This is a genomic window from Streptosporangium brasiliense, from assembly GCF_030811595.1.
GTDB lineage: Bacteria > Actinomycetota > Actinomycetes > Streptosporangiales > Streptosporangiaceae > Streptosporangium > Streptosporangium brasiliense.
In genome coordinates this window covers 1,661,462-1,687,550 of sequence record NZ_JAUSRB010000002.1, presented here as the reverse complement: position 1 = coordinate 1,687,550, position 26,089 = coordinate 1,661,462, and the positions used below count along the sequence as shown (strand labels likewise).

25 protein-coding genes, 1 tRNA gene and 1 other RNA gene are annotated in these 26,089 nt (G+C 70.4%); 21 read left to right on the top strand and 6 right to left on the bottom strand.

Annotation, left to right across the window (positions count from 1 at the left end):
* Nucleotides 1-119 precede the first annotated feature (119 nt).
* Nucleotides 120-422 carry a type II toxin-antitoxin system VapB family antitoxin gene (locus J2S55_RS16340; RefSeq protein ID WP_306861449.1) on the bottom strand — a complete coding sequence of 101 codons (303 nt, stop codon included), beginning with the start codon at nt 420-422 and terminating at the stop codon, nt 120-122.
* 71 nt (nt 423-493) lie between these two features.
* A complete protein-coding gene (gene ypfJ / locus J2S55_RS16335) occupies nt 494-1,348 on the bottom strand; it encodes a KPN_02809 family neutral zinc metallopeptidase (RefSeq protein WP_306861447.1) in 855 nt (284 codons plus the stop codon).
* 669 nt (nt 1,349-2,017) lie between these two features.
* On the opposite strand from ypfJ, the gene J2S55_RS16330 reads away from it, so the two are divergent.
* From J2S55_RS16330 to J2S55_RS16320, 3 genes are all read left to right on the top strand, one after another.
* Complete coding sequence (locus tag J2S55_RS16330) at nt 2,018-2,830, top strand: S1C family serine protease (protein WP_306861445.1); 813 nt, start codon at nt 2,018-2,020, stop codon at nt 2,828-2,830.
* A 562-nt stretch (nt 2,831-3,392) separates the two neighbouring features.
* Nucleotides 3,393-4,046, top strand: a complete 654-nt coding sequence (locus J2S55_RS16325; protein WP_306861443.1) for a hypothetical protein — start codon at nt 3,393-3,395, stop codon at nt 4,044-4,046.
* 26 nt (nt 4,047-4,072) lie between these two features.
* Nucleotides 4,073-5,191 (top strand): helix-turn-helix domain-containing protein, encoded by a 1,119-nt coding sequence (locus J2S55_RS16320; RefSeq protein ID WP_306861441.1) that lies wholly within the window; start codon nt 4,073-4,075, stop codon nt 5,189-5,191.
* Nucleotides 5,192-5,327: 136 nt separating this feature from the next.
* Here the strand turns inward: J2S55_RS16320 and J2S55_RS16315 are convergent, their stop codons facing one another.
* Nucleotides 5,328-6,416 (bottom strand): alanine racemase, encoded by a 1,089-nt coding sequence (locus J2S55_RS16315; protein WP_306861440.1) that lies wholly within the window; start codon nt 6,414-6,416, stop codon nt 5,328-5,330.
* Nucleotides 6,417-6,451: 35 nt separating this feature from the next.
* Nucleotides 6,452-7,216 carry a GntR family transcriptional regulator gene (locus tag J2S55_RS16310; protein WP_306861438.1) on the bottom strand — a complete coding sequence of 255 codons (765 nt, stop codon included), beginning with the start codon at nt 7,214-7,216 and terminating at the stop codon, nt 6,452-6,454.
* 366 nt (nt 7,217-7,582) lie between these two features.
* On the opposite strand from J2S55_RS16310, the gene J2S55_RS16305 reads away from it, so the two are divergent.
* From J2S55_RS16305 to J2S55_RS16255, 11 genes are all read left to right on the top strand, one after another.
* The gene (locus J2S55_RS16305) at nt 7,583-7,939 is read left to right on the top strand and encodes a WhiB family transcriptional regulator (protein ID WP_306861435.1); all 357 of its coding nucleotides are present in this window, start codon (nt 7,583-7,585) and stop codon (nt 7,937-7,939) included.
* A 1-nt stretch (nt 7,940) separates the two neighbouring features.
* The gene (locus J2S55_RS16300) at nt 7,941-8,111 is read left to right on the top strand and encodes a hypothetical protein (RefSeq protein WP_306861433.1); all 171 of its coding nucleotides are present in this window, start codon (nt 7,941-7,943) and stop codon (nt 8,109-8,111) included.
* A gap of 18 nt (nt 8,112-8,129) precedes the next feature.
* A complete protein-coding gene (locus J2S55_RS16295) occupies nt 8,130-8,870 on the top strand; it encodes a M48 family metalloprotease (RefSeq protein WP_306861431.1) in 741 nt (246 codons plus the stop codon).
* A complete protein-coding gene (locus J2S55_RS16290) occupies nt 8,870-9,256 on the top strand; it encodes an RRQRL motif-containing zinc-binding protein (RefSeq protein WP_306861429.1) in 387 nt (128 codons plus the stop codon). Before J2S55_RS16295 ends, J2S55_RS16290 begins: the two co-directional genes overlap by 1 nt.
* Nucleotides 9,253-10,206: a hypothetical protein gene (locus tag J2S55_RS16285; RefSeq protein ID WP_306861427.1), complete on the top strand. Its 954-nt coding sequence runs from the start codon at nt 9,253-9,255 to the stop codon at nt 10,204-10,206. Before J2S55_RS16290 ends, J2S55_RS16285 begins: the two co-directional genes overlap by 4 nt.
* A 1,049-nt stretch (nt 10,207-11,255) precedes the next feature.
* Nucleotides 11,256-11,987, top strand: coding sequence for a hypothetical protein (locus J2S55_RS16280; protein ID WP_306861425.1), 732 nt, complete (start codon nt 11,256-11,258; stop codon nt 11,985-11,987).
* Between the two features lie 44 nt (nt 11,988-12,031).
* Nucleotides 12,032-14,125, top strand: coding sequence for a hypothetical protein (locus tag J2S55_RS16275; protein WP_306861423.1), 2,094 nt, complete (start codon nt 12,032-12,034; stop codon nt 14,123-14,125).
* A 210-nt stretch (nt 14,126-14,335) separates the two neighbouring features.
* Entirely contained in the window at nt 14,336-14,695 is a 360-nt protein-coding gene (locus tag J2S55_RS16270) for a FliH/SctL family protein (RefSeq protein WP_306861421.1), read from the top strand.
* Between the two features lie 32 nt (nt 14,696-14,727).
* Nucleotides 14,728-15,927 carry a DUF3631 domain-containing protein gene (locus J2S55_RS16265; protein ID WP_306861419.1) on the top strand — a complete coding sequence of 400 codons (1,200 nt, stop codon included), beginning with the start codon at nt 14,728-14,730 and terminating at the stop codon, nt 15,925-15,927.
* A 142-nt stretch (nt 15,928-16,069) separates the two neighbouring features.
* On the top strand, nt 16,070-16,330 hold the full coding sequence (locus J2S55_RS16260; protein WP_306861417.1) for a helix-turn-helix domain-containing protein: 261 nt from the start codon (nt 16,070-16,072) through the stop codon (nt 16,328-16,330).
* Between the two features lie 122 nt (nt 16,331-16,452).
* Nucleotides 16,453-17,592: a tyrosine-type recombinase/integrase gene (locus J2S55_RS16255; protein ID WP_306861414.1), complete on the top strand. Its 1,140-nt coding sequence runs from the start codon at nt 16,453-16,455 to the stop codon at nt 17,590-17,592.
* Between the two features lie 76 nt (nt 17,593-17,668).
* Here J2S55_RS16255 and J2S55_RS16250 read toward each other — a convergent pair.
* Nucleotides 17,669-17,757 (bottom strand) — tRNA-Ser (locus J2S55_RS16250).
* Between the two features lie 107 nt (nt 17,758-17,864).
* Here J2S55_RS16250 and ffs point away from each other — a divergent pair.
* Nucleotides 17,865-17,960: signal recognition particle sRNA small type (ffs, locus tag J2S55_RS16245), an RNA gene on the top strand.
* Between the two features lie 30 nt (nt 17,961-17,990).
* Nucleotides 17,991-20,177: a DNA polymerase III subunit gamma and tau gene (locus tag J2S55_RS16240; protein WP_306861412.1), complete on the top strand. Its 2,187-nt coding sequence runs from the start codon at nt 17,991-17,993 to the stop codon at nt 20,175-20,177.
* A 159-nt stretch (nt 20,178-20,336) separates the two neighbouring features.
* Here the strand turns inward: J2S55_RS16240 and J2S55_RS16235 are convergent, their stop codons facing one another.
* On the bottom strand, nt 20,337-21,815 hold the full coding sequence (locus J2S55_RS16235) for a helix-turn-helix domain-containing protein (RefSeq protein WP_306861410.1): 1,479 nt from the start codon (nt 21,813-21,815) through the stop codon (nt 20,337-20,339).
* Nucleotides 21,816-22,144: 329 nt separating this feature from the next.
* On the opposite strand from J2S55_RS16235, the gene J2S55_RS16230 reads away from it, so the two are divergent.
* The 5 genes from J2S55_RS16230 (at nt 22,145) to J2S55_RS16210 (ending at nt 26,078) form a co-directional block, all read left to right on the top strand.
* Nucleotides 22,145-22,498, top strand: coding sequence for a YbaB/EbfC family nucleoid-associated protein (locus J2S55_RS16230; protein ID WP_306861406.1), 354 nt, complete (start codon nt 22,145-22,147; stop codon nt 22,496-22,498).
* Nucleotides 22,499-22,501: 3 nt separating this feature from the next.
* A complete protein-coding gene (gene recR, locus J2S55_RS16225) occupies nt 22,502-23,101 on the top strand; it encodes a recombination mediator RecR (RefSeq protein WP_306861405.1) in 600 nt (199 codons plus the stop codon).
* Nucleotides 23,094-23,624, top strand: coding sequence for a DUF5063 domain-containing protein (locus J2S55_RS16220; RefSeq protein WP_306861403.1), 531 nt, complete (start codon nt 23,094-23,096; stop codon nt 23,622-23,624). The genes recR and J2S55_RS16220 overlap by 8 nt, the downstream gene beginning before the upstream one ends.
* A gap of 115 nt (nt 23,625-23,739) precedes the next feature.
* Nucleotides 23,740-25,014: an aspartate kinase gene (locus tag J2S55_RS16215; RefSeq protein ID WP_306861402.1), complete on the top strand. Its 1,275-nt coding sequence runs from the start codon at nt 23,740-23,742 to the stop codon at nt 25,012-25,014.
* Entirely contained in the window at nt 25,011-26,078 is a 1,068-nt protein-coding gene (locus J2S55_RS16210; protein WP_306861400.1) for an aspartate-semialdehyde dehydrogenase, read from the top strand. Before J2S55_RS16215 ends, J2S55_RS16210 begins: the two co-directional genes overlap by 4 nt.
* The last annotated feature ends 11 nt before the right edge of the window (nt 26,079-26,089 follow it).

The following is a 26,089-nucleotide window of genomic DNA, read 5'->3' as shown; positions in this document are numbered from 1 at the left end:
CGAGGCCCGGGGCGCCCGAGGAAGGTCTTTCATGATTCGGTCACGGGGTCCCGGGCCGAATCCCCTCCACCGCCGGACGGAAAAGGGCTCCCGGGATGCCGGGAGCCCTTTCGGCGTTCTCAGTTGTCCGCGGGGATCTCCAGGACGCGGGCGTGCAGGACCGAGCGCTGGTGCAGCGCCGAGCGCAGCGCGCGGTGCAGGCCGTCCTCCAGGTAGAGGTCGCCGCGCCACTGCACCACGTGCGGGAACAGATCACCGTAGAACGTGGAGTCCTTGGCGAGCAGGGAGTGCAGGTCGAGCACCGCTTTGGTGGTGATCAGCGTGTCGAGCCGGACCTGTCGCGGCGGTATCTGCGCCCACTCGCGATGCGAGAGGCCGTGCTCGGGGTAGGGCCGTCCGTCACCGATCAACTTGAAGATCACACTATGTAGTTTAGGAGAGATTCGGACCGTTTGCCTGCCCAGTTGCTCTTATCGCAGCTCAGCGGCCTCTGTCAGATGTCGCCGGCGAAGGTGTCGCACCTGGTGGGGTCGCCGCTCTCGTAACCGGTGGTGAACCACTTGACACGCTGCGCCGACGTTCCGTGGGTGAAGCCCTCGGGGTCGATCCGGCCCTGGGTGCGCTCCTGGATGCTGTCGTCGCCCACCGCCGCGGCCGCGCTGAGCGCCTCCTCGATGTCGGTCTGGGTGAAGGGCTTCTCGAACAGGCCGGTCTCGTAGGCGTTCTTGGCCCAGGCTCCGGAGTAGCAGTCGGCCTGCAGTTCCAGCCGGACCGAGCCGCTCTCCGGCCCCTGTCGGTCGCCCTGGGCCCTGGCGTTGGTGCCGAGCAGGTTCTGCACGTGGTGACCGTACTCGTGCCCGATCACGTAGGCCTGGGCGAACGGCCCGCCCTTGGCGCCGAACCTGCTCTCAAGCTGCTCGAAGAAGGACAGATCAAGGTAGACCTTCTGGTCGGCCGGGCAGTAGAACGGGCCGACCGAGGAGTCGGCCGCGCCGCAGGCGGTGTTGACCTGGCCGGAGAACAGGACGGTCTTGGCGGGCCGGTAGTCCTGCACGACCTTGGGCCAGTAGTCCTGGATGCTGTTGACCACGCCGACCACCCGGCACTCCTCGTTCTGGTCGGCGTCCTGCCCCGACTTGCACTGGGCGCTCAGGTCGGAGCTGGGGCCCACCGGCGCGGGGTCGCCGCCGGTGATGTCGCCGGGATTGATCCCGAATATCAGCGCCACGATGAGCGCGAGGATCCCGGCCGCACCGCCGCCGACCGCGAGGCCGCCTCCGGGGATCCTTCCCCGGCCGCCGCTCTCGACCTGTGAGCTGTCCAGCTGGGCATCGTCCTTGAAATCCATCGCCGACGTCCCTTCGATCCGCTTGGGACCCTCCGACTGCCCCCGGAGGGGCCGGGCATGCCGGGGGGCTGGGGTGCCTCCGCGGGGACGCCGCGACGCCGTGGCCCGCCGGGCCGGTGGCGGGGCGGGCGACCTGCGCTGTCGCGCCCGCTCCGCGGCCGGGCGCGTCCCTGCCGTTGGCTCTGTCAGACATTCCCTCGCACGGTCCTGTCTACGCCGCCCGGCGGCCGCCGCCCGGCCGGCTCCGCCCCGTCGTCACCGGGGCCGTCCGCGGCCGGCGCTCCGGGCGCCGGCCGCGGACGGCTCCCCGCGCCCCCGCCGGCCGGATTGGTCGCACCACTCTGTGCGAAACATGTATCTCCATTTACGTCTTTCCCCTGCTAAATGGGCAAATGCTTCGTTATGAGGGAAGCGCGGACTGTAATCATCACGCTACTCGCCGCGTCGGTGGTGTTCGCCGGCGGCGGCCCTGGCACCGACCCGCGACCGTCGGGCAAGAGGGCCGGCACCGTCGCCGTCCCGGCGGCGAGGACTCCAACGGCGCTGGAGGCCTCCTACAGCCAGAGCATCGCCAGGGTGTTGCCGTCCATCGTGCAGATCTCCTCGGAGGTCGGTCCGTTGGCGGTCGCCGAGGGTTCGGGCATCGTCTATGACAAATCTGGTCATATCGTGACAAATGACCATGTGGTGAGGGGTGCCAAGAATTTCGAGATCACACTGGCCACGGGCGGCACTCCTCGGACCGCCAGGTTGGTGGGCTCCGACGAGGCCAGCGACCTGGCCGTGCTCAAGGTGGTCGATCCGGCCGGTCTCGTCCCCACCGACTTCGGCGACTCCAGCGAGCTGTCCATCGGCGAGTTCGTGCTGGCCATGGGCAACCCGCTGGGCCTGTCGGGCAGCGTGACCGACGGCATCGTCTCCGGGCTGGACCGCAGTGTCTCCTTCCCGGCCGAGCCCGGCGCCGCTGCCGGATCCACGATCGGCGGCCTCATCCAGACCTCCGCCCCGATCCAGGAGGGCAACAGCGGCGGCGCCCTGATCGACCTCGCGGGGGAGGTCGTCGGCATCCTGATCGCCAACGTCGTCAACACCGAGACGGGCGCCACGGTTCCGGGCATCGGCTTCGCGATCCCGTCCAACACCGCCACCCGTGTCGTCAGCCAGCTCATCAAGAACGGCAAGGTCACCGACACCGAACGGGCCACTCTTGGCGTCGCGGTGCAGACCGTGGTCAGCCGCCGGGGCCGGCCGGCAGGCGTCGGCGTCCTGCGGGCGGCCGAGGGCACCGGCGCGCCGCAGGCGGCCATCAAGCCCGGGAGCGTGATCGTCTCGGTCGACGGCACCCCGACCCTGACCGCGCAGGCCCTGGCCAAGGTGCTCGCCGCCCGTAAGCCCGGCCACCGGGCCAAGGTGAAGCTCCGGCGGCCCGACGGCTCCCCCGCCACCACGACCGTGACGCTCGGGAAGCTCCCCGCCGACTGACCGGGCGGGGACGGCCCCGGCTGAGACCCGGACCGGGGTCCGGACGCAAAGAAGCCCGCTCCATGCTGGAGCGGGCTTCCGTGTGATGGCGGAGGATAGGAGATTCGAACTCCTGAGGGGTTGCCCCCAACACGCTTTCCAAGACTGTGGAACTCTGTTCAGCTCTGATCAGAGCAGTCTCGACCAGGCGTGGAGGGGGCGGACGGGACCCTGATGAACGGCCCCGGATGGACATGAACTGAGACCCAAACTGAGCCCTTGGCCGAAGCGCTGAGGGCGATTCTAGGGAGATCAGCGGTGCTCTCCCGTCTCTTGTGGCGCTCTGTCTCAATGGCGCTCTGTCGCTCTCTCAGAGCCACGGTTCGTGAGGTTGGTCGTTCTTGGTGGGCCCCGCCGAAGGTCAGTCAGATGGTGCCGTTCAGGTCCCCGGCGGCAGTACTCGATCGATCTGGTGAAGGTGATCTAACCCCATTGGTTCTTCACCTGGGACTCTTCTTGCGATCTTCTTGTTTTTCCCCCTCACTTGAGGGAGGATTTCCTGCAATCGACTAAGGAGGCGCCTGTGGAACGGGCTGTCCATACCGAGAAGGGGGCCGTGGATCGGCTCGCCCAGCTAGGACTCAAGGTGGAGGAGATCCACGCGGCGTTGAACGCCGGCGTGGGGGAGTCGCGCACATGGTCGGAGGACGCTCCGGTGGCGATGGCCGGCATGGCGCGATGGGGACGGATCAACGAGCACCTGCGCATCAGCAAGTCGAAGCACGAGTGGCGCGCCGAGAACCCCCGAAACCTGCCGCTCACGATCCACCCCACGGGAGCCTTCGCGATCGTGGCGACGACCGGCGACGCGCAGACTGGGTCGAAAACGGGCGCCCCACCGACCACCAAATACGCCAAGGGCGCGACGTATCAAAAAGTCGTCCAGGACAACGGGCAGGTCCAACTGCCTCTGTTTGTCGACGCCGAGGTCGGGCCCGTGCTGCACGACATAGCAGCCGAGCAACCACGCGCCACCTGGGTTCTGCTGTACTACGTGACCGAGCGCGCCGTCTTCGTTGAGCTGTCCCTGCCGGGATCCATCACTGAGCAGGGCTACGTCGACTACTGGCGCGAAAGAATCCTGATCCCGCCCTACGTCATCGAGAGCGTGTCCGTTGGCAGCGAAGAGCCCAGGGAAGGCGAGCAGGGCGTCGACGTTGCTGTTGAGCGCCGCTGACGCCCAACAGGGTAGAAAACGGCATTATGAACAATAAGCACCAGTTCAGCCCATCGCGGTTGAAACTAGCACGTAAGCGCCGGGGTATGACCCTGGTCCGGTTGGAGCAGCTCAGCGGCATTAGCACGCGCACCCTATCGGGGTATGAGAACGTCCGCAGCGACAGCCGGGAGCATATGACCGACAAGATATTGGAGACGCTGGCGCACGCCTTGCAAGTGCCAGCGATGTTCTTGACCGCGGAGGACATCGAGGAGATCCCGTTGGAGGCGGTGAGCTTCCGCGCGCCGAGCAAGCTCACCGCCGGCCAGCGGGACATGGCGCTGGCGGCCGCCCGCATCGCCATCATGATCAATGAGTGGGTGGAGGAGCGGTTCCGCCTGCCCGAGCCCGACATCCCCACCCTGACCGGCAGGGATCCGGAGTTGGCGGCCGAGCAGGTGCGCAACCTGTGGCAGTTGGGCGTGGCACCGATTCCCAACCTGGTGCACCTGCTGGAGGCGCACGGGACGAGAGTGTTCTCCCTGGCCGAGGAATGCTTGGAGGTCGATGCATTCTCCTTCTACTGGAAGGGCACACCATATGTGATCATCAACACTCGCAAGTCGGGCGAGCGCGGCCGCTTTGACGCCGCACATGAACTCGGCCACCTGGTGTTGCACCCTGAACATGAGGTCCCACACGGCAAACTGGCTGAACAGCAGGCCCAGCGCTTCGCCTCAGCCTTCTTGATGCCGCCTACTGCAGTACGCGCCAAGCGGCTCAACAATGCGACCGTGGATCGGGTCCTGGCTGCGAAGAAGACCTGGAAAGTCTCGGCGATGGCACTGACTTACCGGTTGCATGAACTCGACCTGGTGACCGAGTGGGGATACCGCACCTTGGCGACGAACCTGTCCCGAATGGGCTACCGGCGCCAGGAGCCCGACGGTATCGACCGGGAATCCTCGCAATTGCTGGCTAAGGTCTTTGGCGCGCTTCGCGCTGAGGGAGTCACCGTCGCCCATATGGCCCGTGCCCTGCATCTCAGTCCTGAGGAGATCAACCAGCACGTGTTCGGTCTGGTACCAACTCCTGTCGCTGCGGTGCGAGGCGGGGGGCATACGACACCGCCCCGCCCGCCTGCGCTTCAACTGGTGAAGTGATCTAAGGGCTCCCGCGATTGACGTTCGGGAGCCCTTCACACTTCTCAGCCTGAGTGATCGGACGGACTCAAAGTTCCCAAAGACCGAGAGCCCCGGGGAAGGGTTTCCGGGGCTCTCGTGGCAAGTGAGGCGGGGCTCAGCCGAGATAGTGGAAGGTCGGCTTCGGGTGCATGAGGAAGTCATGGTGGGAGATGTTCCAGGCGTAGGCGCCGGCCATGAGGAACTCGACCATGTCGCCCGGCTTCAGGCTCACCGGGACGTGCTTCGCCATGGTGTCCTTCGGCGTGCAGAGCTGGCCGACGATCGTGGTCGGCTCGCCTGACTCCTCGATGACCATGGGCTGACTGTGTCCCTTGGTCGCAGGGGTGCGGATGTGGTGGGTGCCGCCCGCGACCACCGCGAACAGTTCGCCGTGGACGCGCTTGACGTCGATGACCCGGGTGACGTACCGCCCGCAGTACACCGACAGGGACCGGCCCGGCTCGATCCGCAGAACCTCGCCAGGGCGCCGTAGCGCGGCCAGGCCCTCGCCGTAGGTCTTCCAGTCGAACCGGGCGCCAGGGTCGGTGTAGTCGACGGCCATGCCGCCGCCAAGGTTGATCTCGGTGACGCCCAGGCCGCGCGCGTAGTCGAGGATCGCGTTGACCAACTCCAGCATCTGGGGCGCGTCCAAGCCGCTGGCCAGGTGTGCATGGATACCGCGCAGTCGTACCGCATCCTGGCCGGCGAGCAGGTCGAGGCACTCGGCAATGCCTGCCGGGTCCATGCCGAAGGGGGTCGCCCCGCCGCCCATGGCCAAGGACGCGCCGCTGATCGGGATGTCGAGGTTGACCCTGAGCAGCACGTCGGCGGAGCGGCCCGCCGCGAACAGGCGCCGGATCTCGCTGGGACTCTCGATGTGCAGCCGGTGGACGTCGGCGAAGAGTTCGGCGTCGGTCTTGCCGGGGCCGCCCAGCGCGATCGGTGTTTCGGGGAAGAACTCGCGCACGTGGGCAAGCTCTCCCCCGGATGCCACCTCGAAGCCATCGACGTATGGCGCGATCACCTGCAACAGCTTCGGATCGGGATTGGCCTTGACCGCGTAGTAGATCTCGGTGTCGCCGAGGGCGGCCCGTACGGTGGCCATGTGGGCGTCCAGGTCGGCAAGGTCGTACACGTACGCGGGCAGTTCGCCGGCGTCGGCCAGTTCCAAGGCCCGGGCGCGCACTGGCAGTGTGGCTGTCATCGCATCGTCTCCGATCGGGTCGTGTTCAGGCCGTATCAGGCAAGCGGAAAGGTGTTTTCGATCACCAGGTAGTGAGCAGGTGTGACCGTGATGGTCACCTCCACAGCCTGCCCGCCTTCGGTCCTGCCGACATGGATGATCTCGAAAACGGTCCGCTCCGGGCTGATCTCCAGGGCGTCGGCTTCCACCTCCGTGGGAGGCCGGACGATGACGCGCTCGGTCGCCTCGGTCTGCGGGTAGCCCAGTTCGGCCAGCGCCGACTTGACGCCACCGTGGATGACTGGTCCTGCCTCTTCCAGGACGGTTCCCTCAGCGATGGACAGCGGGAACCAGGAGGCGTTCAAGCGCACAGGGATACCCGAGGCGAGCAGGCGCCTCCGGCGAACGAGGGCGTTCTCTTCGCCCCGCGTCAGCCCGAGGACATCGGCGACCTCGTCCGGTGGGATGGCCCGCTCGGTCGTGATCTCGTGCTGCGGTTCGAGTCCTGCCGCGCGTACCTCCGCGTCGAACGCGCCGCGGGCCTGTCCGCTTTCGCGGACCTCGCGTGAGTAGCGCGCCGGTGAGTGCAGCATCGGCGGAATGTAGGTGACCATGGTTCCCCTCCCTTGACGAGGGCGGATCATGCCCTCTGCTGCGAGTACCTGCATTGCCCTGTTGACCAAGCTCCGTGACGCGCCGTACCGCTCGGCGAGTACCGGCTCAGCCGGGAAGACCGTGGCAGGCGGGTAGACGCCGCTCACGATCTCTTCCCGCATCTGGGCAGCGATCTGACGGAAGCCCAACTTGCTCGGGTAGCCCATTTCTCCCTCTTTGTCCGAGTCGTTCTCTCGGGTTAAACATCAAACGTTTGATGTTTATTGACAGCAGGGTCCGACGGGTTCATCATCAGAGCTATCGACAAACGTTTGACGTTTCAATTCGGCAGCATACCTGCCTCGTCAGATCGAGTCGAACAGCCAATTGAAAAGCCGGGATGCGGCCAGTCGCCAAACCAGATCCGCATCCCGGCACCTCAAGAGAGGCGCTACCAGCATGTCCCACCTCACAGCCCCGGCCAACATGCACCGGGACCCCTGCCCCTGCCACTGCTGCGGCGGTGGTGGATGGATGACCTCCACTCAGATCTGCGGTGTCTGCGACGGCACCGGTCAGTGCGGGGGGCACCGATGAGTACTCTCGCCATCCCGTTCCCCGCCGCTCACCCCGCCCTGATCCTCTTCGACGCCATCACCGACGGCATGTCGCAGCAGTTGGCCGAGGACGCGCTGTGTGGAGCTGACCCCGAGCTGCACACCGGCCCGGACGCCTTCACCGGCGAGCCGGCCGACGAGCGGGCCGCCCGCGAGCAGGTGGCCCGCGAGGTCTGCGCCGAGTGCCCGGTCCGGGCGCTGTGCCTGAACCGCGCGGTGCGTCTGCGCCCCGACGACGGGGTGTGGGCGGGTCTGACCGCTGCCGAGGTCAACGAGCTGGCCGACCTGCTGGCCACGGTCGGGCTGGCCGAGCAGCGCGCCGAGGTGGCCTGACATGGGCCGCTTTCAGTGCCTTGACTGCGCGACCGAGCACCACGGCGCCACCTGGTGCCCGCGCTGCCGTACGGCCCGCGCGCAGGTGGAGATCTGCCGCTCCCACGGCGCCCGCTCCGTCGCCCGGTGCGGCACCTGCCGCATCCTCATCCGTTCCCAGTCCGGCCTCTGAGCCGAGGAGGTGACCCCCATGACCATCGCCCCTACTCACATCCCCACCGTCTCCTACAGCGAGCCCACCGACCTGCCTGGCCTGGCCGAGCTGGTGTGCGCGTTGCGCCACTGCGCGCAGTTGCCCGGCCTGCTGATCCGCGTCACCCCCGACCTGGGCGGCAACGCCGAAGCTTTCGGGAGCCGATGCGACCGCGCCCCGCACGTTGACCTGGGCGCCGACCTGCTGGCCGATTCGAACTCGCTGCCGCTGTATGGCGTGCTGGCCCACGAGATCGCCCACCACGCCCTCGACCACGGCGATACCCGACCGTTCTGGCACAGCCCGGTGTGGCTGGCCAAGGCCGCGCTGCTGAGCGGCTTGGTCATGCGCTTGCCCCTGCTGATCTTGGCCGTTCTGGTCTGCGTCGTGCTGACCGCGGCTTTGGCCAGTGCCCGCCGGGAGCGGCTACAGGAATACGACGCCGACACCCATGCGGTGCGACTGCTGGACGCTGCCGGGTTGCCCGGCCGGCGCCTGGTCGCCGCGGCGCTGGCCGACCTGGCCGACGAACCCCCCGGCTACCGGCTGATCGGCTGGCTCTTCGACGGTCACCCCAGTGCGCGCGCCCGGCGCCGCACCCTGGCCACCGGCCGCCCGGCCCGCCGTCTGCGCTGGGCACTGCTGTGGCAGCGCACCCCCACCCCCACCGTCGCGCCCGGTTTCACCTGCACGGCGTGCGGGCTGGGCTGCTCGGACGGCACGGGGGTGGGCGCGTGATGAGCCGCATCCGTGCCCGCTTCTGGGACCCTGCCGGGGAGCGTCACAGCATCCCCACCTACCCATGGCGGATGGCGCCGACGCACCTGCTCACGCTGCGCCAGCTCACCGCCGAAGGGCTGCGGCCCGGCGGGCAAGGTGTCCAGGCGCAGATCCTGTGGACCTCGCGCCGGCACGGCGCCCCCGGGGTCCGCGCGGCCTACCTGTATGACCGCCGGTTCGCGCTGCCCAAGCGCACCGCGACGCCCCGGCAGTTGGAGGCGCTGGCGAAGGCCAATGCCGCCCGCCGTACCTGCCCCGACTGCGGGCGCGACGCCGGATATGTGCTGCCGCGCCACCTGGGCACCTGCCTGGACTGCGCCGAGACGGCGGGGGTGGCCGCATGACCATCACACCACGTACGGTCGGCCGCCGCGACTGGGTAGCCGATCTTGGGATCGCCGTGGTGGCGCTGGCCGCGCTGGTCTCCAGCGCCAGCGCGCTGGCCGGTCTGGCCAAACTCGCCGCCTGGGGCGATCAACTCGCTCTGCTGCTGCCGGTGATGGTGGACGCCTACGGCATCACCTCCACCCGCATCTGGCTGTCGAAGTCCACCCGATCGGCCCGAGTGCGCAAGCACGCCGCCGGCAACGCGACAGCGGCGATCGTGATGAGCGTGGTCGGCAACGTCGTCTACCACGCCATCGAGGCCGGCGCGCTGCACCTGCCGGCCTGGGTGCTGGTGGTCGCGGTGTCCGTCGTCCCGCCGATCACGATCGGGCTGCTGTCGCATCTGGTCGCGCTGCGCTCCGGCGACACCGTACCGGCGCCCGCCGCTACGGAGCAGGAGTCGCAGCCCGTACGGACCGAACCGCTGCCCCGTACCGAGGAGGTGTCGCCCGCTGTCTCGGCACCCGCGCTCGCCGTCGCTTCGGACGCGCCCCGGGCGATCGCCTCCGCCCCTACGGAGTCGCCCCGTACGGAGGTGGTGGAGCTGGCGTCCGTACGGGCCGACCGTACGGCCAAGCAGCCCGCGACCCCGTACGGGCGGATGGACCGTGGAGCGTTCATCGCCGGACTGATCGCCGAGATCTGGCAGGCCGAGGTCGAAGGCCGTACGTGGGAGCCGGACTATCCCGTACTGGAGGAGCGGTCGGGCTATCGCCGCTCGTGGTGTGAGAAGGCCGTACGTGAGGCCCGCGAGTTCGCCGCCAGCGACACCCCGTCGCCGATCACGGCCGAGGCGCTGGCGCTGGTCGCCACCGGCACCGCCCCGGCCGATCTCACAGAGCCGGAGGCCCGCCCGCTCGCCGTCCTGTCGCACGGCGAGTCCGCCGCCGGAGGTGAGCATCGATGACCGCCGAACACGCCGTCGAACCCGAGGCGCCCGCCGCACCCACCCTCGATGAGCAGGCCGTTCAGCCGGTCGCATCCGCCACCGAGACGCCTGGCGACCCTGCGCAGCACAGCGCCGAACAGTCCGCGCAGGGCGAGGGCGACCAGTCCAAGCGGGGAGTGCCCGCCGGGCAACTGGCCGCCGGGGGACTGTCGGCCGCCACCGCTGTGCTGACGGGGCTGTACCAGCTCGCCGGGCCGTGGGGCCTGGCCGCCGGAAGCGCCGCCGCCGGGGGTGGAGCACTGGCCTACCTCCGGCGCCGGCGCCGGGACCGTACGGCCCGCCCACCGGGGGCGAGTAGATCGTCCGAGCAGAGGCGGCGCGGTGCTGGCCGTACGGGCGGTACGGGAAGTGCGTCGTCCGGCAGCGCCGGCCGTACGGGCGGGCTGCTGGGCCGCCGGGGCCGTTCCGGCGCACGGTCGGCTCCGGTGGCCTCAGCCGCCCACGGTACGGACCGGGCGCGGACCGGTCAGGGACGCGCCCCGTACGGCGGAGCGTCCGGCACGCCGTACGGAGGTGCGGCCCGTACGACAAAGCGCACCGGCCGTACGGGCGCCGAGACCGGTAAGGCGGGTTCGCCGTCTGCCAGGCGCCGGAGCCGCCGGGACCGGGCGGGCTACAGCAAGCATGGCATCCGGCGCGCGGCCGGTGGCGCCATACGGGCGACCCGCCGAGGCGCCCGCCAGGTCGGCGGCGCCGTACGGGCGACCGGACGCGATGCCCGGCGCGCCGGAGCGTGGGCCGACCGAGCGACCGGGCACCGGGCAAGCCGCGCCTTTTCAGCCACCGGCCGAGGCACCCGCCGGGCGATGGCCGCCACCGGACGCGGCATGCGCCAAGCGGGCCGCACCGCCCGGCGGCACGCTGGCCGTGCTGGGGCGTGGGCCGACCGGCGCACCGGCCAGAGAGCGAGCGCCGCGTGGGCCGCCGCCCGTACCGCCCGCGGATTCGGCGCCGCGCGCCGCGCCGCGCTCACCGCCCGGTCCGGCGCACGCCGGTGGGATGCGGAGATGACCGCCGGGCTGGTGGCGCTGGTGGCCTGGCTGACCGGCTGGTGGCGCCACCGCGAGACCCGCAAAGCCACGTCCGAAACCATGACCGAGAACAACCCCGGCGACGCACCCGAGACGACTGCGGAGGTCTCGGGTGACGGCGACCCGGCCCTCACTGTGGGCGCCGAGTGCCCGCGCTGCGGAACCAAGCACACGGCAACCATCCCCAGCGAGGAGCAGGAGATCTGGGTCACCTGCCCGTGCGGCTTCAAGATCCGCTTCTACTGCGCGCCGAACGACCCGCCTGACGACTGGGACGAGTCGGCCGGCCAGGCCAAGACCACGGCGACCGGCTCGGATCGGCGCCGTCACCCCTACACCGCACCAACCAGCACCTACAGGAGGACCCGCGCCATGACCACCTTCCCGCTGGCCGCCACGGCCGCCGAGATGAACGCCGCCGCCGCCAGCCACGCGCCCGCCGACATGTGGGTGGTCTCCCGGGAGCTGGACCAGCTCACCGAGGTACCCGCCTACGTGGCGCTGGCGATCCGCACCTACACCACCCGCCTTCAGGCCGAATACCCCATCGACCCCGCCGTGGTCGAGGCGATCCATCGCCTGTATCAGGCTCAGGCCGAGCTGGTGGGCCTGGCCGAGGAGATCGGGCCGCTGTTTCGCCGGGCGCACGCCGACGACCTCAAGCGCGAGGAGGCACCGCGCACCAACGAACCGCTGTGGAACGTCTGACCCGCCCCTGACCGACGCGACCTGACACGGAAGGAGACACGAAGGTGGGCACCACCACGACCCCCACCCCGCGCCCCGACTGGTCCCTGACCCCGCGCGGCACGGTCAGCGCGACCGCCCAAGGCGCGCTCGCTCTGGCCGCGCTGGCGAGCATCGGCGACCTGACCGGCCTGAACCCGATCTGGGGCGGCGCCGCCACCGCCGCCGGCGCGCTGGGCACGGTCGTGGTCAGTGCCCACCACGATCACGGCCCCGCTTCGCTGCTGTATCGGCTGGGCTGCTGGCTGGGCGCCGGCGCCTGGTGGACCTACACCCTGGCCACCACCCCATGGAACCTCAACACCTTCGCCGCCCTGGGCATCGGCGCCCTGACCGCCGGTCTGCTGGCCCCGCTGGGCCGCCACACCCCCCGCGCACCCCGGCGGCCCGGTACCGCTCTGGTACTGCGCCACACCAGCCGCATCGGCGCCGAATGGGAAGCCCGCATCCAGCGGGTCTGCCGCCTGCGGGTCACCGTCACCGACGTGACCATGTGGGCCACCCGGACCGGCTACGACGTCCACCTCGACCTGCCCGGAGCAGGCTCCACCCTGGCGCAGATCTCCGGCGCCGCCGACGCGCTGGCCACCGACGCCCGGCTTCCCGAGGGCTGCGGAGTGGAGGTCGGCCCCGGCATGCACCGCGCCGCCGTCGTGCTGCGCGTGTCCACCGTCAACCGCCTGGAAGAGGAGGTCCCGTTCCCGCCGCTGACGACCAGCGCGAGCATCACCGACCCGGTCGAGATCGGCGAATACCGCAACGGCGACGTCGTGCAGGTCCCGATGCGCCAAGCCTCCGCCCTGGTCATCGGCCAGACCGGATCGGGCAAGACGATCCTGCTCAACGTGCTGACCTCCGGAGTGGCCCGCTGCCGGGACGCGCTGGTGTGGCACATCGACCTCAACGGCGGAAGCCTGTCGCAGATGTGGCTGGCACCCTGGCTGGACGGGCGTACCGACCGGCCGGCGGTTGACTGGGCCGCCTCCACCCCCGCCGAAGCGCTCGACATGGCCCTGGCCGCGCTGCGCATCGCCAAGGACCGCAAGACCTCCGCCCGGAAACTCAAAATCGCCGCCGACACCACCCTCATGCCGGTCTCCCCCGACCTGCCCGAGATCGTCATCTTCCTCGACGAGGGCGCCGAGGCCGTCTCCCCCGGCGACCGGTCGGTGCGCGAGCTGCGCGAGGCCTTGGAGGAGATCCAGCGCATCGGCCGCGACTCGGCGGTGCGGATTGTCGCTTCCTCGCTGCGCTCGACCTCCGACGTGCTGCCTCCGATGATCAAAAAGATGTCGCACGTGCGGATCGCCATGTACGTGCAAGACCAGTCCGAGCTGGGCCTGATGTATGAGCACAACCGGGCGGTCAACGTCGCCGACCTGCCCGGACCGGGCTGCGGGTTCGTCCAGATCGGCCAGGCCACGCCGCGCCCGTTCAAGGGCCAGTACATGCTGCCCTCTACCGTCATCTCCGCCGCCGTGCAGATCGCCGCTGTACGGCCCGAGCTGGACGAGCGCGCCCAACGGTTCGCCGGACGCGCTTATGCCGACCGCTACGAGCGCATGCACGCGGCGTTCACCGACCACGACACCGACGACGCCGAGGGCTACGAGCGGGCCATCCCCGCCGCCCCGGTGGCGCCGGCGCGGCATCTGACCGTGCTACCCGGCGGAGGCGGCGCCGAAGCCTGGGCCGACCCGTTCGACCTCGCCCGGCACCGCCCGGCCGCCCCGGCACCCACGTCGGCCGCCGCATGGCCTGAACCGCGCCGGCCGATCCTGCGCGCCGAGCAGATCCACCCCGTCAACCCCGCTCCGCAGACCCGCCCCGTCCCGCCGATCATGGCTCGCGCGCTGGCCGCGTTCGCCGCCGCCGACGCCGAACGGCTGCACTCGGCCGAGCTGGCCGACGCACTCGGCCTGTCCCAGACCGAACTGGCCGACGCGCTACGCCCCTACGGCATCGCCCCGCTGGAACAGCCGTTCAAACGCAGCGGCACCCGCGCCCGCGGCTACGCCCTGGAGGACTTCCGCGTCATCGCCGGGGGTCACACCCCCGGGTCACAGGCGAGGGTCACACCGGGTCACAGCGCCCTGTGACCCGCACACCCCGCCCGTGACCCCCCTGTGCACCACCTGACCGGCACAAACAGTCGGGTGTGACCCCCGTGCGGGTCACACCCACTGCCCCCTCCCCAAGCCCGAAAACAGCCCTTGACCCCCTCCCTCCGCCCGGGGGTCACAGGGTCACACCCTGCTGCCCGGAAAGCGCCACCACGCCATCAGCACACCACTCGGAGGACTCCCGTCATGACTCGCCCGACCACGGTTTCGACACCTGTGCCCTATGCCCTGGCCGCCGCACTCGTGGCTGATCTAGACGGCCAGCACCGCCGCGAGCGTCAGGCATACGAGCAGGGCTACCGCGATGGTCACCGCTCCGGCTGGGAGATCGGCTACGGCCACGCTCACCAGGAGATGGCCGACCGCTGGGCCGCTCTTGCCGCTCAGATCCGCAACCTGTCGCGGACCCCAACTCACGCCGAACTCGAAGTCCGCCGATGGGACGGCCGCCGCGAGGACTTCGGCAGACCCCGCCCCGGCGACCGCCAAGGCCGCCGACTCGCCGCAGCCAACGCCACAGCGATCCCGCGTCGGCGGAGCGCATGACCAGCCCACTCACCCGTCCAGGAGCCAATCGCATGACCCAGCCCCGCACCGACAACAGCACCCAGGGCGCGCAACTGCTGGACGCCCTGCTGGACGCGCTGACCCGCTACGTCATCCTGCCGACCCCGGAAGCCGCGCACGCGGTCACGTTGTGGATCGCCGCCACTCACGCCCAACCCGCATGGGCGCACGCACCCCGCCTGGTGATCCGCGGCCCAGAAAAGCGCTGCGGCAAGTCCCGCCTGCTGGATGTGGTCGAGGCCACGTGCCATGAGCCGTTCATCACCGTCAACGCCAGCACCCCGGCCGTTTACCGGTCCATCAGCGAGGACCCGCCCACGATGTTGGTCGATGAGGCGGACACCATCTTCGGCCCGAAAGCCGATGGCAACGAGGACCTACGCGGCCTGCTGAACGCCGGCCACCAGCGCAACCGGCCCGCCAAGCGCTACGACGCCGCACTGAACCGGGTGGAATCCATCCCGACGTTCGCCATGGCCGCGCTCGCCGGTATCGGCGCGATGCCAGACACCATCGAGGACCGGGCGGTGGTGGTGCGGATGCGCCGGCGTGGCCCCGGCGAAACTGTCGCCCCCTACCGGCACCGCCGCGACCGGCCCGCGCTGCGCCAACTGGCTGAGCAGTTCGCCGCATGGCTGCGCGCCGACCTGGCCACCCTGGAACAGGCCGAACCGGCGATGCCGGTGGAAGACCGCGCCGCCGACACCTGGGAACCCCTGGTCGCCGTCGCCGACCACGCCGGCGGGCACTGGCCGGAGCGCGCCCGCGCCGCCGTGCTCACGCTGACCGCCGAGGCCGACGACAACAGCGAGACCTCGATCCGGGTCCGGCTGCTGGCCGACTGCCGCACCGTGTTCGGCACCGATCCCGCGCTGCCGACTGCAGTCCTGCTGGAGCGGCTCAAGGCAGACCCTGAGGCGCCCTGGGCCGACTACGGACCGACCGGCCTGACCGCGAGGAAGCTCGGGGTGATCCTGCACGAGTACGACATCCGTTCGGCCAACATCCGCTTCCTGGACGGCACCCAGGCCAAGGGTTACCAGCGCGCCGACTTCCTCGACTCCTGGGCGCGCTACTGCCCCCTGCCGGCCGTCCCGGAGACCCCGGAGGACAGCGAGATCCCGCTGTTCGAGGGGGGTAGCCGTCCCAACCGTCCCAACCTCGTCATCGCAGGTCAGAGCGGGACGGCTCGAATCCGTGGGACGGGTTAACCGTCCCAGCCAAACAACCCGTCCCAGCCTGACCAGCACAAATGAGGTTGGGACGGTTGGGACGGATACCCCTCCTGAACTTGTTCGCCCGCACCCGCAGAACAGTCAAAAACACTGCGCTCGATGAGGAGAACACCCCGTCATGACCATCGCAGCGCCGGACAGTGTCCGGCTCGACCTGACCACCGTCGTGGACCCGGCGGACATGCCCCTGTTGCTCACGGTGGAAGAGGCCGCCCGGCAGCTCAGGATCGGCCGGACCCAGATGTGGCGCCTCGTGACGACCGGCGCCGTGGAGTCCGTCTTCATCGGCCGACTCCGCCGCGTGCCGATCGAGTGCCTGCACGAGTACGTGACCAATCTGCTGGCCAACGGTGGTCAGCGACAGAAGACCGCGGCCTGAGGGAGGACTGAATGGGACGTAAGCCGAATGGTGCCTCATCGATCTACCTGGGCAAGGACGGCAAGTGGCATGGGCGAGTGACCATGGGCGTCAAGGACGATGGCACCCCGGACCGTCGGCATGTGAAGCGCAAGAACGAATCCGAGGTCATCAGAGCGGTTCGCGAGCTGGAGCGAGAGCGGGACAGCGGAGCCGTTCGCAAGGCTGGCCGGTGGACCGTCGAGAAGTGGCTCACGCACTGGATTGAGACCATCGCCGTTCCGCCAGCCATTCGCGAGACATCGCACTCGGGTTACCGGGTGGACGTCTACACCCACCTGATCCCCGGTGTCGGAGCTCACCGGCTCGACAAGCTGAGCCCCGAGCACCTCGAAAAGCTCTACGCCAAGATGCAGCGGGCGGGCAAGTCCGCGGGCACCGCCCACCACGTCCACAGGACGGCCAGGACGGCGCTCAACGTGGCCGTACGGCGCGGATACCTCCTCCGGAATCCTGCGACCCTCGCCAAGGCTCCGACGCTCAGTGAGGAGGAGGTAGAGCCGTACGAGATCACCGAGATTCGACGGCTACTCAAGGCCGCCGACGCGCTACCGCGCAACAGCGCACGGTGGGCCATCGCGCTCTCCCTCGGTCTGCGACAAGGCGAGGCTCTTGGCATGAAGTGGGCAGATGTGGACCTCGACCGGGGCACCCTCCGCGTACGGAGGGGCCGCCAGCGCCCGAAGTACGCCCATGGGTGCGGGGAGACCTGCGGGAAGAAGGCGGGCTACTGCCCGGAGCGGAAGCAGACCAACCCGGACACGGCCGATACCAAGTCGCGGGCGGGCCGGCGCGCGATCGGGCTTCCTGGCCAACTCGTCACGCTGCTTCGCCAGCACCGAGAGGAGCAGGACAGGGACCGCGTGGACGCTCGGCAGCTCTGGCATGACGAGGGATGGGTGTTCGCCACCCCGACCGGCCGCGCGCTCAACCCGAACACCGACTACCACCAGTGGAAAGACTTGCTCAAGGCCGCCGGGCTCCGGGACGCCCGGCTGCACGACGCCCGGCACACCGCCGCGACGGTTCTCCTGATTCTGGGCGTGCCGATGCCGACCGTCATGTCCATCATGGGATGGGCGAGCGCCGACATGGCCAGGCGCTACCAGCACGTCACCGACACCATCCGGCAGGCCGTGGCGGAGCAGGTTGGTGGACTGCTCTGGCAGGCCGCCGAAGAGGCTGCGGACGGGAGCGAAAAGCCCTTCGGAAAGGCCGACTGAGACCCAAACTGAGACCTTGACGCACGAAAGCCCGCTCCGGGATGGAGCGGGCTTCTGTGTCTTGGCTGGTGAGCCGTGGCGGAGGATAGGAGATTCGAACTCCTGAGGGGTTGCCCCCAACACGCTTTCCAAGCGTGCGCCCTAGGCCAACTAGGCGAATCCTCCGTGGAGAAGCTTACCGAACTTTCAGGAGTGCGTAGACCACATATCTCAGGGGTCCGGGCGCTGCGCATTCGATACCCCGAGCACTCCGCGCAGAGGCTAGACTGTCCCAGGACCCCTCGCGCGGCGTCATCCTGTGAACCTCCCCAGGGCCGGAAGGCAGCAAGGATAAGCAGGCTCTGGCGGGTGTGCGAGGGGTCTCTTCGTTTCAGGCCCCTCGCAGGTGGGAGCGTCGCATGAGTCTTGCGCTCTACCGCAAGTACCGGCCCGGGACCTTCGCGGAGGTCAAGGGACAGGAGCACGTCACCGAGCCGCTGCGGCAGGCGCTGCGGAGCGGCCGGATCAACCACGCCTACCTGTTCAGCGGCCCCCGGGGCTGTGGCAAGACCTCCAGCGCCCGGATCCTGGCCCGCTCGCTCAACTGCGAGAAGGGCCCGACCCCCGATCCCTGCGGGGAGTGCGAGTCCTGCGTGGCGCTGGCCCCCACCGGCCCCGGCCACCTCGACGTCATCGAGATCGATGCCGCCTCGCACGGCGGTGTGGACGATGCCCGCGACCTGCGTGAGCGGGCCTTCTTCGCACCCGTGTCGGCGCGTTTCAAGATCTACATCATCGACGAGGCGCACATGGTGACCCGCGAGGGTTTCAACGCGCTGCTCAAGCTCGTCGAGGAGCCCCCGCCGCACCTGAAGTTCGTCTTCGCGACCACCGAGCCCGAGAAGGTCATCGGGACGATCAAGTCCCGGACCCACCACTACCCGTTCCGGCTGATCCCGCCCACGGCGCTGCGCGCGCTCATGGAGGAGATCCTCACCTCCGAGAAGGTCCCCTTCGAGCCCGCCGCGCTGCCGCTGGTGGTCCGGGCGGGCGCCGGCTCGGCGCGTGACTCGCTGTCGATCCTCGACCAGCTGTTCGCCGGGTCGGACGAGGCCGGCATCACCTACGCGCGCGCGGTCTCCCTGCTGGGTTACACCGACGGCGACCTGCTCGACGACGTGGTCGCCGCCTTCGCCTCCCGTGACGGCGCGCGGGTGTTCCAGACCGTCAACCGGGTGATCGAGGGTGGGCACGACCCCCGCCGCTTCGCCATGGACCTGCTGGAGCGCTTCCGCGACCTGGTGATCCTGGCCAACGTGCCGGAGGCGGCCACCAGCGGGCTGCTCGACCGGCCCGCCGACGAGCTGGAGCGGCTCCAGGCGCAGGCGGCCTCCATGGGGCCGGCCGAGCTGACCCGCGCCGCGGAGATCTTCAACGCGGGCCTGACCGAGATGCGCGGCGCGGCCTCGCCCCGGCTGCTGCTTGAGCTGATGTGCGCCCGGACGCTGCTGCCCGGGGCGGCGCAGGGGGAGGGCGCCCTGCTGGCCAGGCTGGAGCGGCTGGAGAAGGGCGGCGTCGCGGCGGCCCCCGCGGTTCTCCCCGCGGCTTACGCGGCCCCCGCCGTGGCGTCCTCCGCCCCGGTGGTCCATGCGGCGCCGGCGCCCCAGGTCCCGCCGCCCGTCCCGCCCGTCGCCGTCGCGGCCCCCGCCGCGCCCGCCCAGCAGCCCCGCGCCCAGGCGGGCGACGACTGGCCGGAGCCGGTCCGGCCCGGCGCCCCGGCACCCGAGCCCCAACCCCACTCCCCATCCCCGTCACAGCCCCAGTCCCAGCAGGGATCCGGCGCTCCGGCGGCCGCACCGGTCTCCGACGCCGGGGGCGGGGCCGTACAGCAGGCATGGCCGCAGGTGCTCGGGGTGCTCAAGCAGCGCAGCATCGTCGTCTGGGCGAACGTGAACACCAACGCCCAGGTCGTCGGGGTCGAGGGCAAGGTCGTCACGCTCGGCTTCACCCAGGTCGGCGCGATGCGCAACTTCACCGGAGGCGGCAAGGACGCGGTGGTCGCGGCGGCGCTGCAGGACGTGCTGGGCGGCACCTGGAAGGTCGAGGCCGTCGTGTCCGGCGGCGGGCCCGGCCCGTCCGGCGGCGCCCGTCCCCCGGCCGGGCCGCCTCCGAGCCCGTCCCCGGCGCGCCAGGAGCCCGCTCCCAGGCCGGACCCCGCCCCGGCGGCCCAGCAGGCCCCGGGGGTCCGGCAGGTCCCGGCGGCTCCGGCCGTCCAGGAGGCCCCGGCCCGGCAGGCCCCGCCCGCCACCGACGAGTCCTGGCCGGACGCGCCGCTCCCGGACGACCCCGGTTCGCCTCCCAGCCCGAGTCCCGGCCTGGCCGCCGCGCGCTCGGCGGCCAGGGCCGCCGCCCAGTCGGGCCCCAGGGCCTCCGGCGGTGGCAAGCCGGCCTGGCCGGACGCGGTGCCGGGCCGCAAGCCCGCCGTCGAGACCGACGAGGTCGACCCGCTGAACGACGCGGACGCCGACGTCGACGAGCTCACCGGCATGGCGCTCATCCAGCGCGAGCTCGGCGGCCAGATCATCGGCGAGATCGACCACACCTGACGGCGGTCAGGCGTCCACCGGCCGGCGCGCGCCGCTCCGGCGGTGAGGGCGCGGAGCCGCGCCGCCGGGCGGACGAGACCCGCGTCCCGGTCCGTCGCCGCGGCGCTCCGGGGCTGACGGCGCGCCCGCGGCCGTCCATGGGGTCCGGGGCCGGCGGGGTCAGGGCAGGTCGAGGCCGGCCAGGCGGATCCGTGCGGCCACGGTGCGGTGGTCGTCGGGCGGGAGCGCGGCGATGAGCCGCTCCAGGACCTGGATGTCGTTTCTGGCGTATTCGGTCTCCGCGTAGGCCCACAGGTCGTCGGGGGCGCCCCGCAGCAGCAGGCGGGCGCGGACCTGGCCCTCCAGCTCCTCGCGCTCGCGGCGGATGGCGGGGGCCTCGGAGCGCGGCAGCAGCGGGCCGCCGTAGGCGCGGGCGATCGGGGCGGCGTCCTCGGCGGCGAGCAGATCCTTGAGCCTGAGGAAGTCGGCCTCGACCGCGCAGGCCAGGCGGTACGGCTTGGCGGAGATGGCGGGGCCGAGCTGGGCGCGGAGGCGGTGGATCTCGGCGCGGACGGTCACCGGGTTGCCCTGGTCGCCGTACAGGTGGAAGGAGAGCCGGCCGGCCGTCATGCCGTGCGGGTTGAGGGCGAGCACCGTGAGGATCTCGGCATGGCGCGGGGACAGCGGGACGCGGACCCCGTCGAGGTGGGCCGAGGGGTGCTCGGTGCCGAGAAAGGACAGGGTGAGCACGGGGACGCGCGCCGGGTCGCCGAGGCGGAGCAGGAAGCCCCCGTCGAGCGGGTCGAGGAAGGCCGTCCGGCCGTCGGGCAGGATCACCCGGTCGCCCGACTCCGGCAGGCGGACGCGCTCGCCCCAGCGCAGGGCCCGGTCGCCGGCGACGACGCGTCCGGTCGCGGTGACCAGTGCGCCCGGCTCGCCGCGCAGCGCCCGCAGGCGCCCCTCGTGGCGGGCGCGGAAGCGGCCGTCGCGCTCGTGCATGCGTAGCGCGAGGTGGCTCTCGGCCAGGCGCGCGGTGGTCTCGACGAGCGTGACGGTCGCCGGGTGCAGGGCGCGCGTGGTCCCGCTGATGTCGATGCAGCCCAGCACGTCGCCGCTGTCGGGGTCGATGACCGGGGCGGCGGAGCAGGACCAGACGTGGAGCGCCCTGACCAGGTGCTCGGCGGAGAAGACGTGGACCGGCCGCCGGGCCGCGAGCGCGGTGCCCATGCCGTTGGTCCCGATCGCGCGCTCGCCCCAGTGGAAGCCGTCGGCCAGGCCCACCTCGTCGGCCCGGTGCATCACCCGGCGGTCGCCGTCGCGCCAGAGCACCCGCCCGTCGGCGTCGGCGACGATCAGGATGTGCGCGCTCGCCTCGGCGGTCTCCAGGAGCGTCCCGGTGACCAGCGGCAGCAGCGCGCTCATGGGGTGGGCCGCCCTGACCTCGCGGATGTCCTGCCTGCCGAAGGCGGGCGGGGCCGACGGGGTCTCGGGGTCGATGCCGGCGTCCATGGACCGCCGCCACGACGCGGAGATCAGGCTCCGCGGCGCTCCGCCGCCCGGCCGCTCGCCGCCCGGCCCGGCCTCGTGCAGGCGGCGCAGCCGTACCGAGTAGGCGTCCAGATCGGGGACCGGGACGGCTCCGGGGTGGCCGTCGGGCATCTGCTCCCCCCTGCAATCAAGCCGATGGCCGAAGCATCGGTGGTGAGACCCCCTGCCCGCAACCCGTTCGGGCAAAAGGATGCGCGAAGCGTGACCGGACGGACGCAACCTGTGTGCAACCTGGGCCTGGCTAGGTTTCTGGGCACACGCCGTCGGGTGCGGCCGCTTCGGTGCGTGTGCGTCGGGTCCCGGGCGTCTGGAGGGGGGCCGGGACCCGACCGGGGGTTTAGCACCCCTCCCTGGGGAACACGTGCTGGGGCCAGTACAAGACCTGGCCGGAACCCCGTAGGCTCGTGACGACTGATGTCACGGACGAGGAGCACACGACGGTGAACCCAGGGGATGTCAACCTGCAGCAGCTGCTGGAGCAGGCACAGCTCATGCAGCAGCAGCTTGTCAGCGCCCAGCAGGAGCTCAACGACGCGGAGGTCGAGGGCTCGGCGGGCGGCGGACTTGTCGTGGCCACGGTCAACGGTGGCGGCGAGCTGCTGGAGCTGAAGATCAGTCCGGAGGCCGTCGATCCCGGTGACCCCCAGGAGACGGCCGACACCATCGCCGACCTGGTCATCGCCGCGATCCGCGACGCGGTGCGCGCCGCCGCCGACCTCCAGCAGGAGAAACTCGGCCCGCTCGCACAGGGGCTGGGCGGCGGGAGCGGGCTCGGCCAGCTGCCCGGATTCTGAGCCATGTACGAAGGGGTCGTCCAGAACCTGATCGACGAGCTGGGGATGCTGCCCGGCGTCGGTCCCAAGAGCGCGCAGCGGATCGCGTTCCACCTGCTGGCCGCCGAGCCGGCCGATGTGAAGCGGCTCGCCCACGCGCTGCTGGAGGTCAAGGAGAAGGTCCGCTTCTGCCGGGTCTGCGGGAACGTCGCGGCCGAGGAGGAGTGCCGGATCTGCCGTGACGCCCGGCGCGATCCCCACGTGATCTGCGTCGTGGAGGAGTCCAAGGACGTGGTGGCCATCGAGAAGACCCGCGAGTTCCGGGGCCGCTACCACGTGCTCGGCGGGGCGATCAGCCCGATCGACGGGGTGGGCCCCGACGACCTGCGGATCCGCGAGCTGATGACGCGCCTGGCCGACGGCCGGGTGACCGAGCTGATCCTCGCCACCGACCCCAACCTGGAGGGGGAGGCGACGGCGACGTATCTCGCCCGTCTGGTGAAGCCGATGGGTCTGAAAGTCACACGACTGGCCAGCGGCCTGCCGGTAGGCGGTGACCTCGAATACGCCGACGAGGTCACTCTGGGCCGCGCGTTCGAAGGAAGGAGGTTGCTGGATGTCTGACGCATGGAGTGCTCTGGCCGAACGGATCGCCGAGCACACGGAGAACTACATCGACGGCCTGACCCGGCTGGCCGGCGGCGAGGGCGGAGACGCCATCCTGCCGCTGCTGCTGGTGGAGGTGGCCCAGGTCAGTTCGGCGGGCGCGCAGCTCGGTGCCAGCCAGGACGTGATCCTGTCCGGCAACTGGGAGCCGCACCTGAGCGAGGACCCGGACGTCGACGCCGTCCGCACGGCTCTCGCCGAGCGGCTGGGCCCGGTGGACGACTACGCCGAGGTCTTCGACCCCTACAAGGACACCTCGGTCACGCCCTACCGCCTGTCGGACGACCTGACCGCGGTGGCGGCCGATCTCATCCACGGTCTCCGGCACTACCGGGCGGGCCGCCCGCTGGAGGCGCTGTGGTGGTGGCAATACTCCTACTTCAACACCTGGGGCAACCACGCCGGGGCGGCGATGCGGGCTCTCCAGGCGCTCGTCGCGCATACCCGTCTTGACGTCGCGGAAGAGCGCACGATGGTGTGATTGTCCACATACACAATGGTGTGATTGTCCACATAGTGGGCCAGACCAGGGGTGATCTACCAGAGCGACAGTAGACTGTGAGCTCCACAGCCCTAGATTGCTTCGGAGACATCTCGTGGCGCTCGTTGTTCAAAAGTACGGTGGTTCGTCCGTCGCCGACGCGTCCTGCATCAAGCGGGTCGCCCAGCGGATCGTCGCGACGAAAAAAGCCGGCAACGACGTCGTGGTGATCGTTTCGGCGATGGGCGACACCACCGATGAGTTGCTGGACCTCGCCCAGCAGGTCTCGCCGCTGCCGCCGGGCCGTGAGCTCGACATGCTGCTCACCTCCGGTGAGCGCATCTCCATGGCGCTGCTGGCGATGGCGATCGCCAACCTGGGGCAGGAGGCGCGCTCGTTCACCGGCTCCCAGGCCGGCGTGATCACCGACTCCTCCCACGGCCGCGCGCGCATCATCGACGTCACGCCCGGCCGGATCCGCGAGGCCCTCGACGGCGGCCAGGTCGCGATCGTGGCCGGCTTCCAGGGCGTCTCCCAGGACACCAAGGACATCACCACGCTCGGCCGGGGAGGCTCCGACACGACCGCGGTCGCGCTCGCCGCGGCCCTGAACGCGGACGTGTGTGAGATCTACACCGATGTGGACGGCGTCTTCACCGCGGATCCGCGCATCGTCCCGGCGGCCCGTAAGATCCCCAAGATCTCCTACGAGGAGATGATGGAGATGGCGGCCTGCGGCGCGAAGATCCTGCATCTGCGCTGCGTCGAGTACGCTCGCCGCTTCCACCTGCCGATCCACGTCAGAAGTTCGTTCAGCACCAAGGAAGGCACGTGGGTCGTCTCCGACCCCGACAGTGAAGGAACAGAGATGGAGCAGCCCATCATCTCCGGCGTCGCGCACGACCGGAGCGAGGCCAAGATCACCGTTGTCGGGGTCCCCGACAAGGTTGGCGAGGCTGCCACGATCTTCAAAACGCTGGCCGACGCCGAAATCAACATCGACATGATCGTGCAGAACGTGTCGGCGGCGACGACCGGTCGGACGGACATCTCCTTCACGCTGCCCACGAGCGACGGCTCCACGGCACTCACCGCACTGAAGAAGATCCAGGAGCGCATCGGCTTCGAGTCGCTGCTCTTCGACGACCAGATCGGAAAGGTCTCGCTGATCGGTGCGGGCATGCGCTCGCACCCCGGCGTCACGGCGACGTTCTTCGCCGCCATCGCCGACGCGGGCGTGAACATCGAGATGATCTCCACTTCGGAGATCCGCATCTCGGTGATCGTCGGGCAGGACGAGGTGGACGCGGCGGTCACCGCCGCGCACCACGCGTTCAATCTCGACGCCGACCAGGTTGAAGCTGTGATCTACGGAGGTACCGGGCGATGAGCCGCAAGCCCACTCTTGCTCTGATCGGTGCGACCGGTGCCGTCGGCACCGTCATGCGCGACATCATCACCAGCCGGGACGACATCTACGGCGAGATCAAGCTCGTCGCGTCCGCCCGGTCGGCGGGCAAGGTCCTGCAGGTCCGCGGGGAGGACCTGGTCGTCCAGGAGCTGACTCCCGAGGTCTTCGACGGCGTCGACATCGCGATCTTCGACGTGCCGGACGAGGTCTCCGCGGTCTGGGTGCCGGTCGCCGCCGAGCGCGGCGCGATCGCCATCGACAAGTCGGGCACCTTCCGGATGAACCCCGAGGTCCCGCTGGTCGTGCCGGAGGTCAACCCCGAGGCCGCGCGCAACCGGCCGCTGGGCATCATCTCCACCCCCAACTGCACCACGCTGTCGATGATGGCCGCGATGGGCGCGCTCCACGAGCAGTACAACCTGCGCGAGCTGGTGGTCGCCTCCTACCAGGCGGTCTCCGGCGCCGGTGTGGCCGGCTCGGCCCGCCTCTACGACGAGGTCGAGGCCCTCGCGGGTGACCGGACGGTCGGGCAGAGCGCCGGTGACGTGCGCAAGGCCCTGCAGAACAAGCTGGGCGAGGGCGAGTCGCCGTTCCCGGCGCCGGTGGCCTTCAACGTCGTGCCGTGGGCGGGGTCGCTCAAGGACGGCGGCTGGGCCTCCGAGGAGATCAAGCTCCGCAACGAGTCCCGGAAGATCCTCGGGATCGACGACCTGAAGGTCTCGGCGACCTGCGTCCGCGTACCGGTGATCACCACCCACTCGCTGGCCGTGCACGCGACCTTCGAGCGTGAGATCACCGTCGCCGACGCGCACCGGATCCTGGAGGCCGCCCCGACCGTGGTCGTCATGGACGACCCGGCCAACGGCGTCTTCCCGACCCCGGCCGACGTCGTCGGCACCGACCCCACCTACGTGGGCCGTGTCCGCCAGGCGCTCGACTTCCCCAACACCCTGGACCTGTTCGTCTGCGGAGACAACCTCCGCAAGGGTGCGGCGCTGAACGCGGCGGAGATCGCCGAGCTGGTCGCGGCCGAGTTCGCGTAGGTCACGGACCC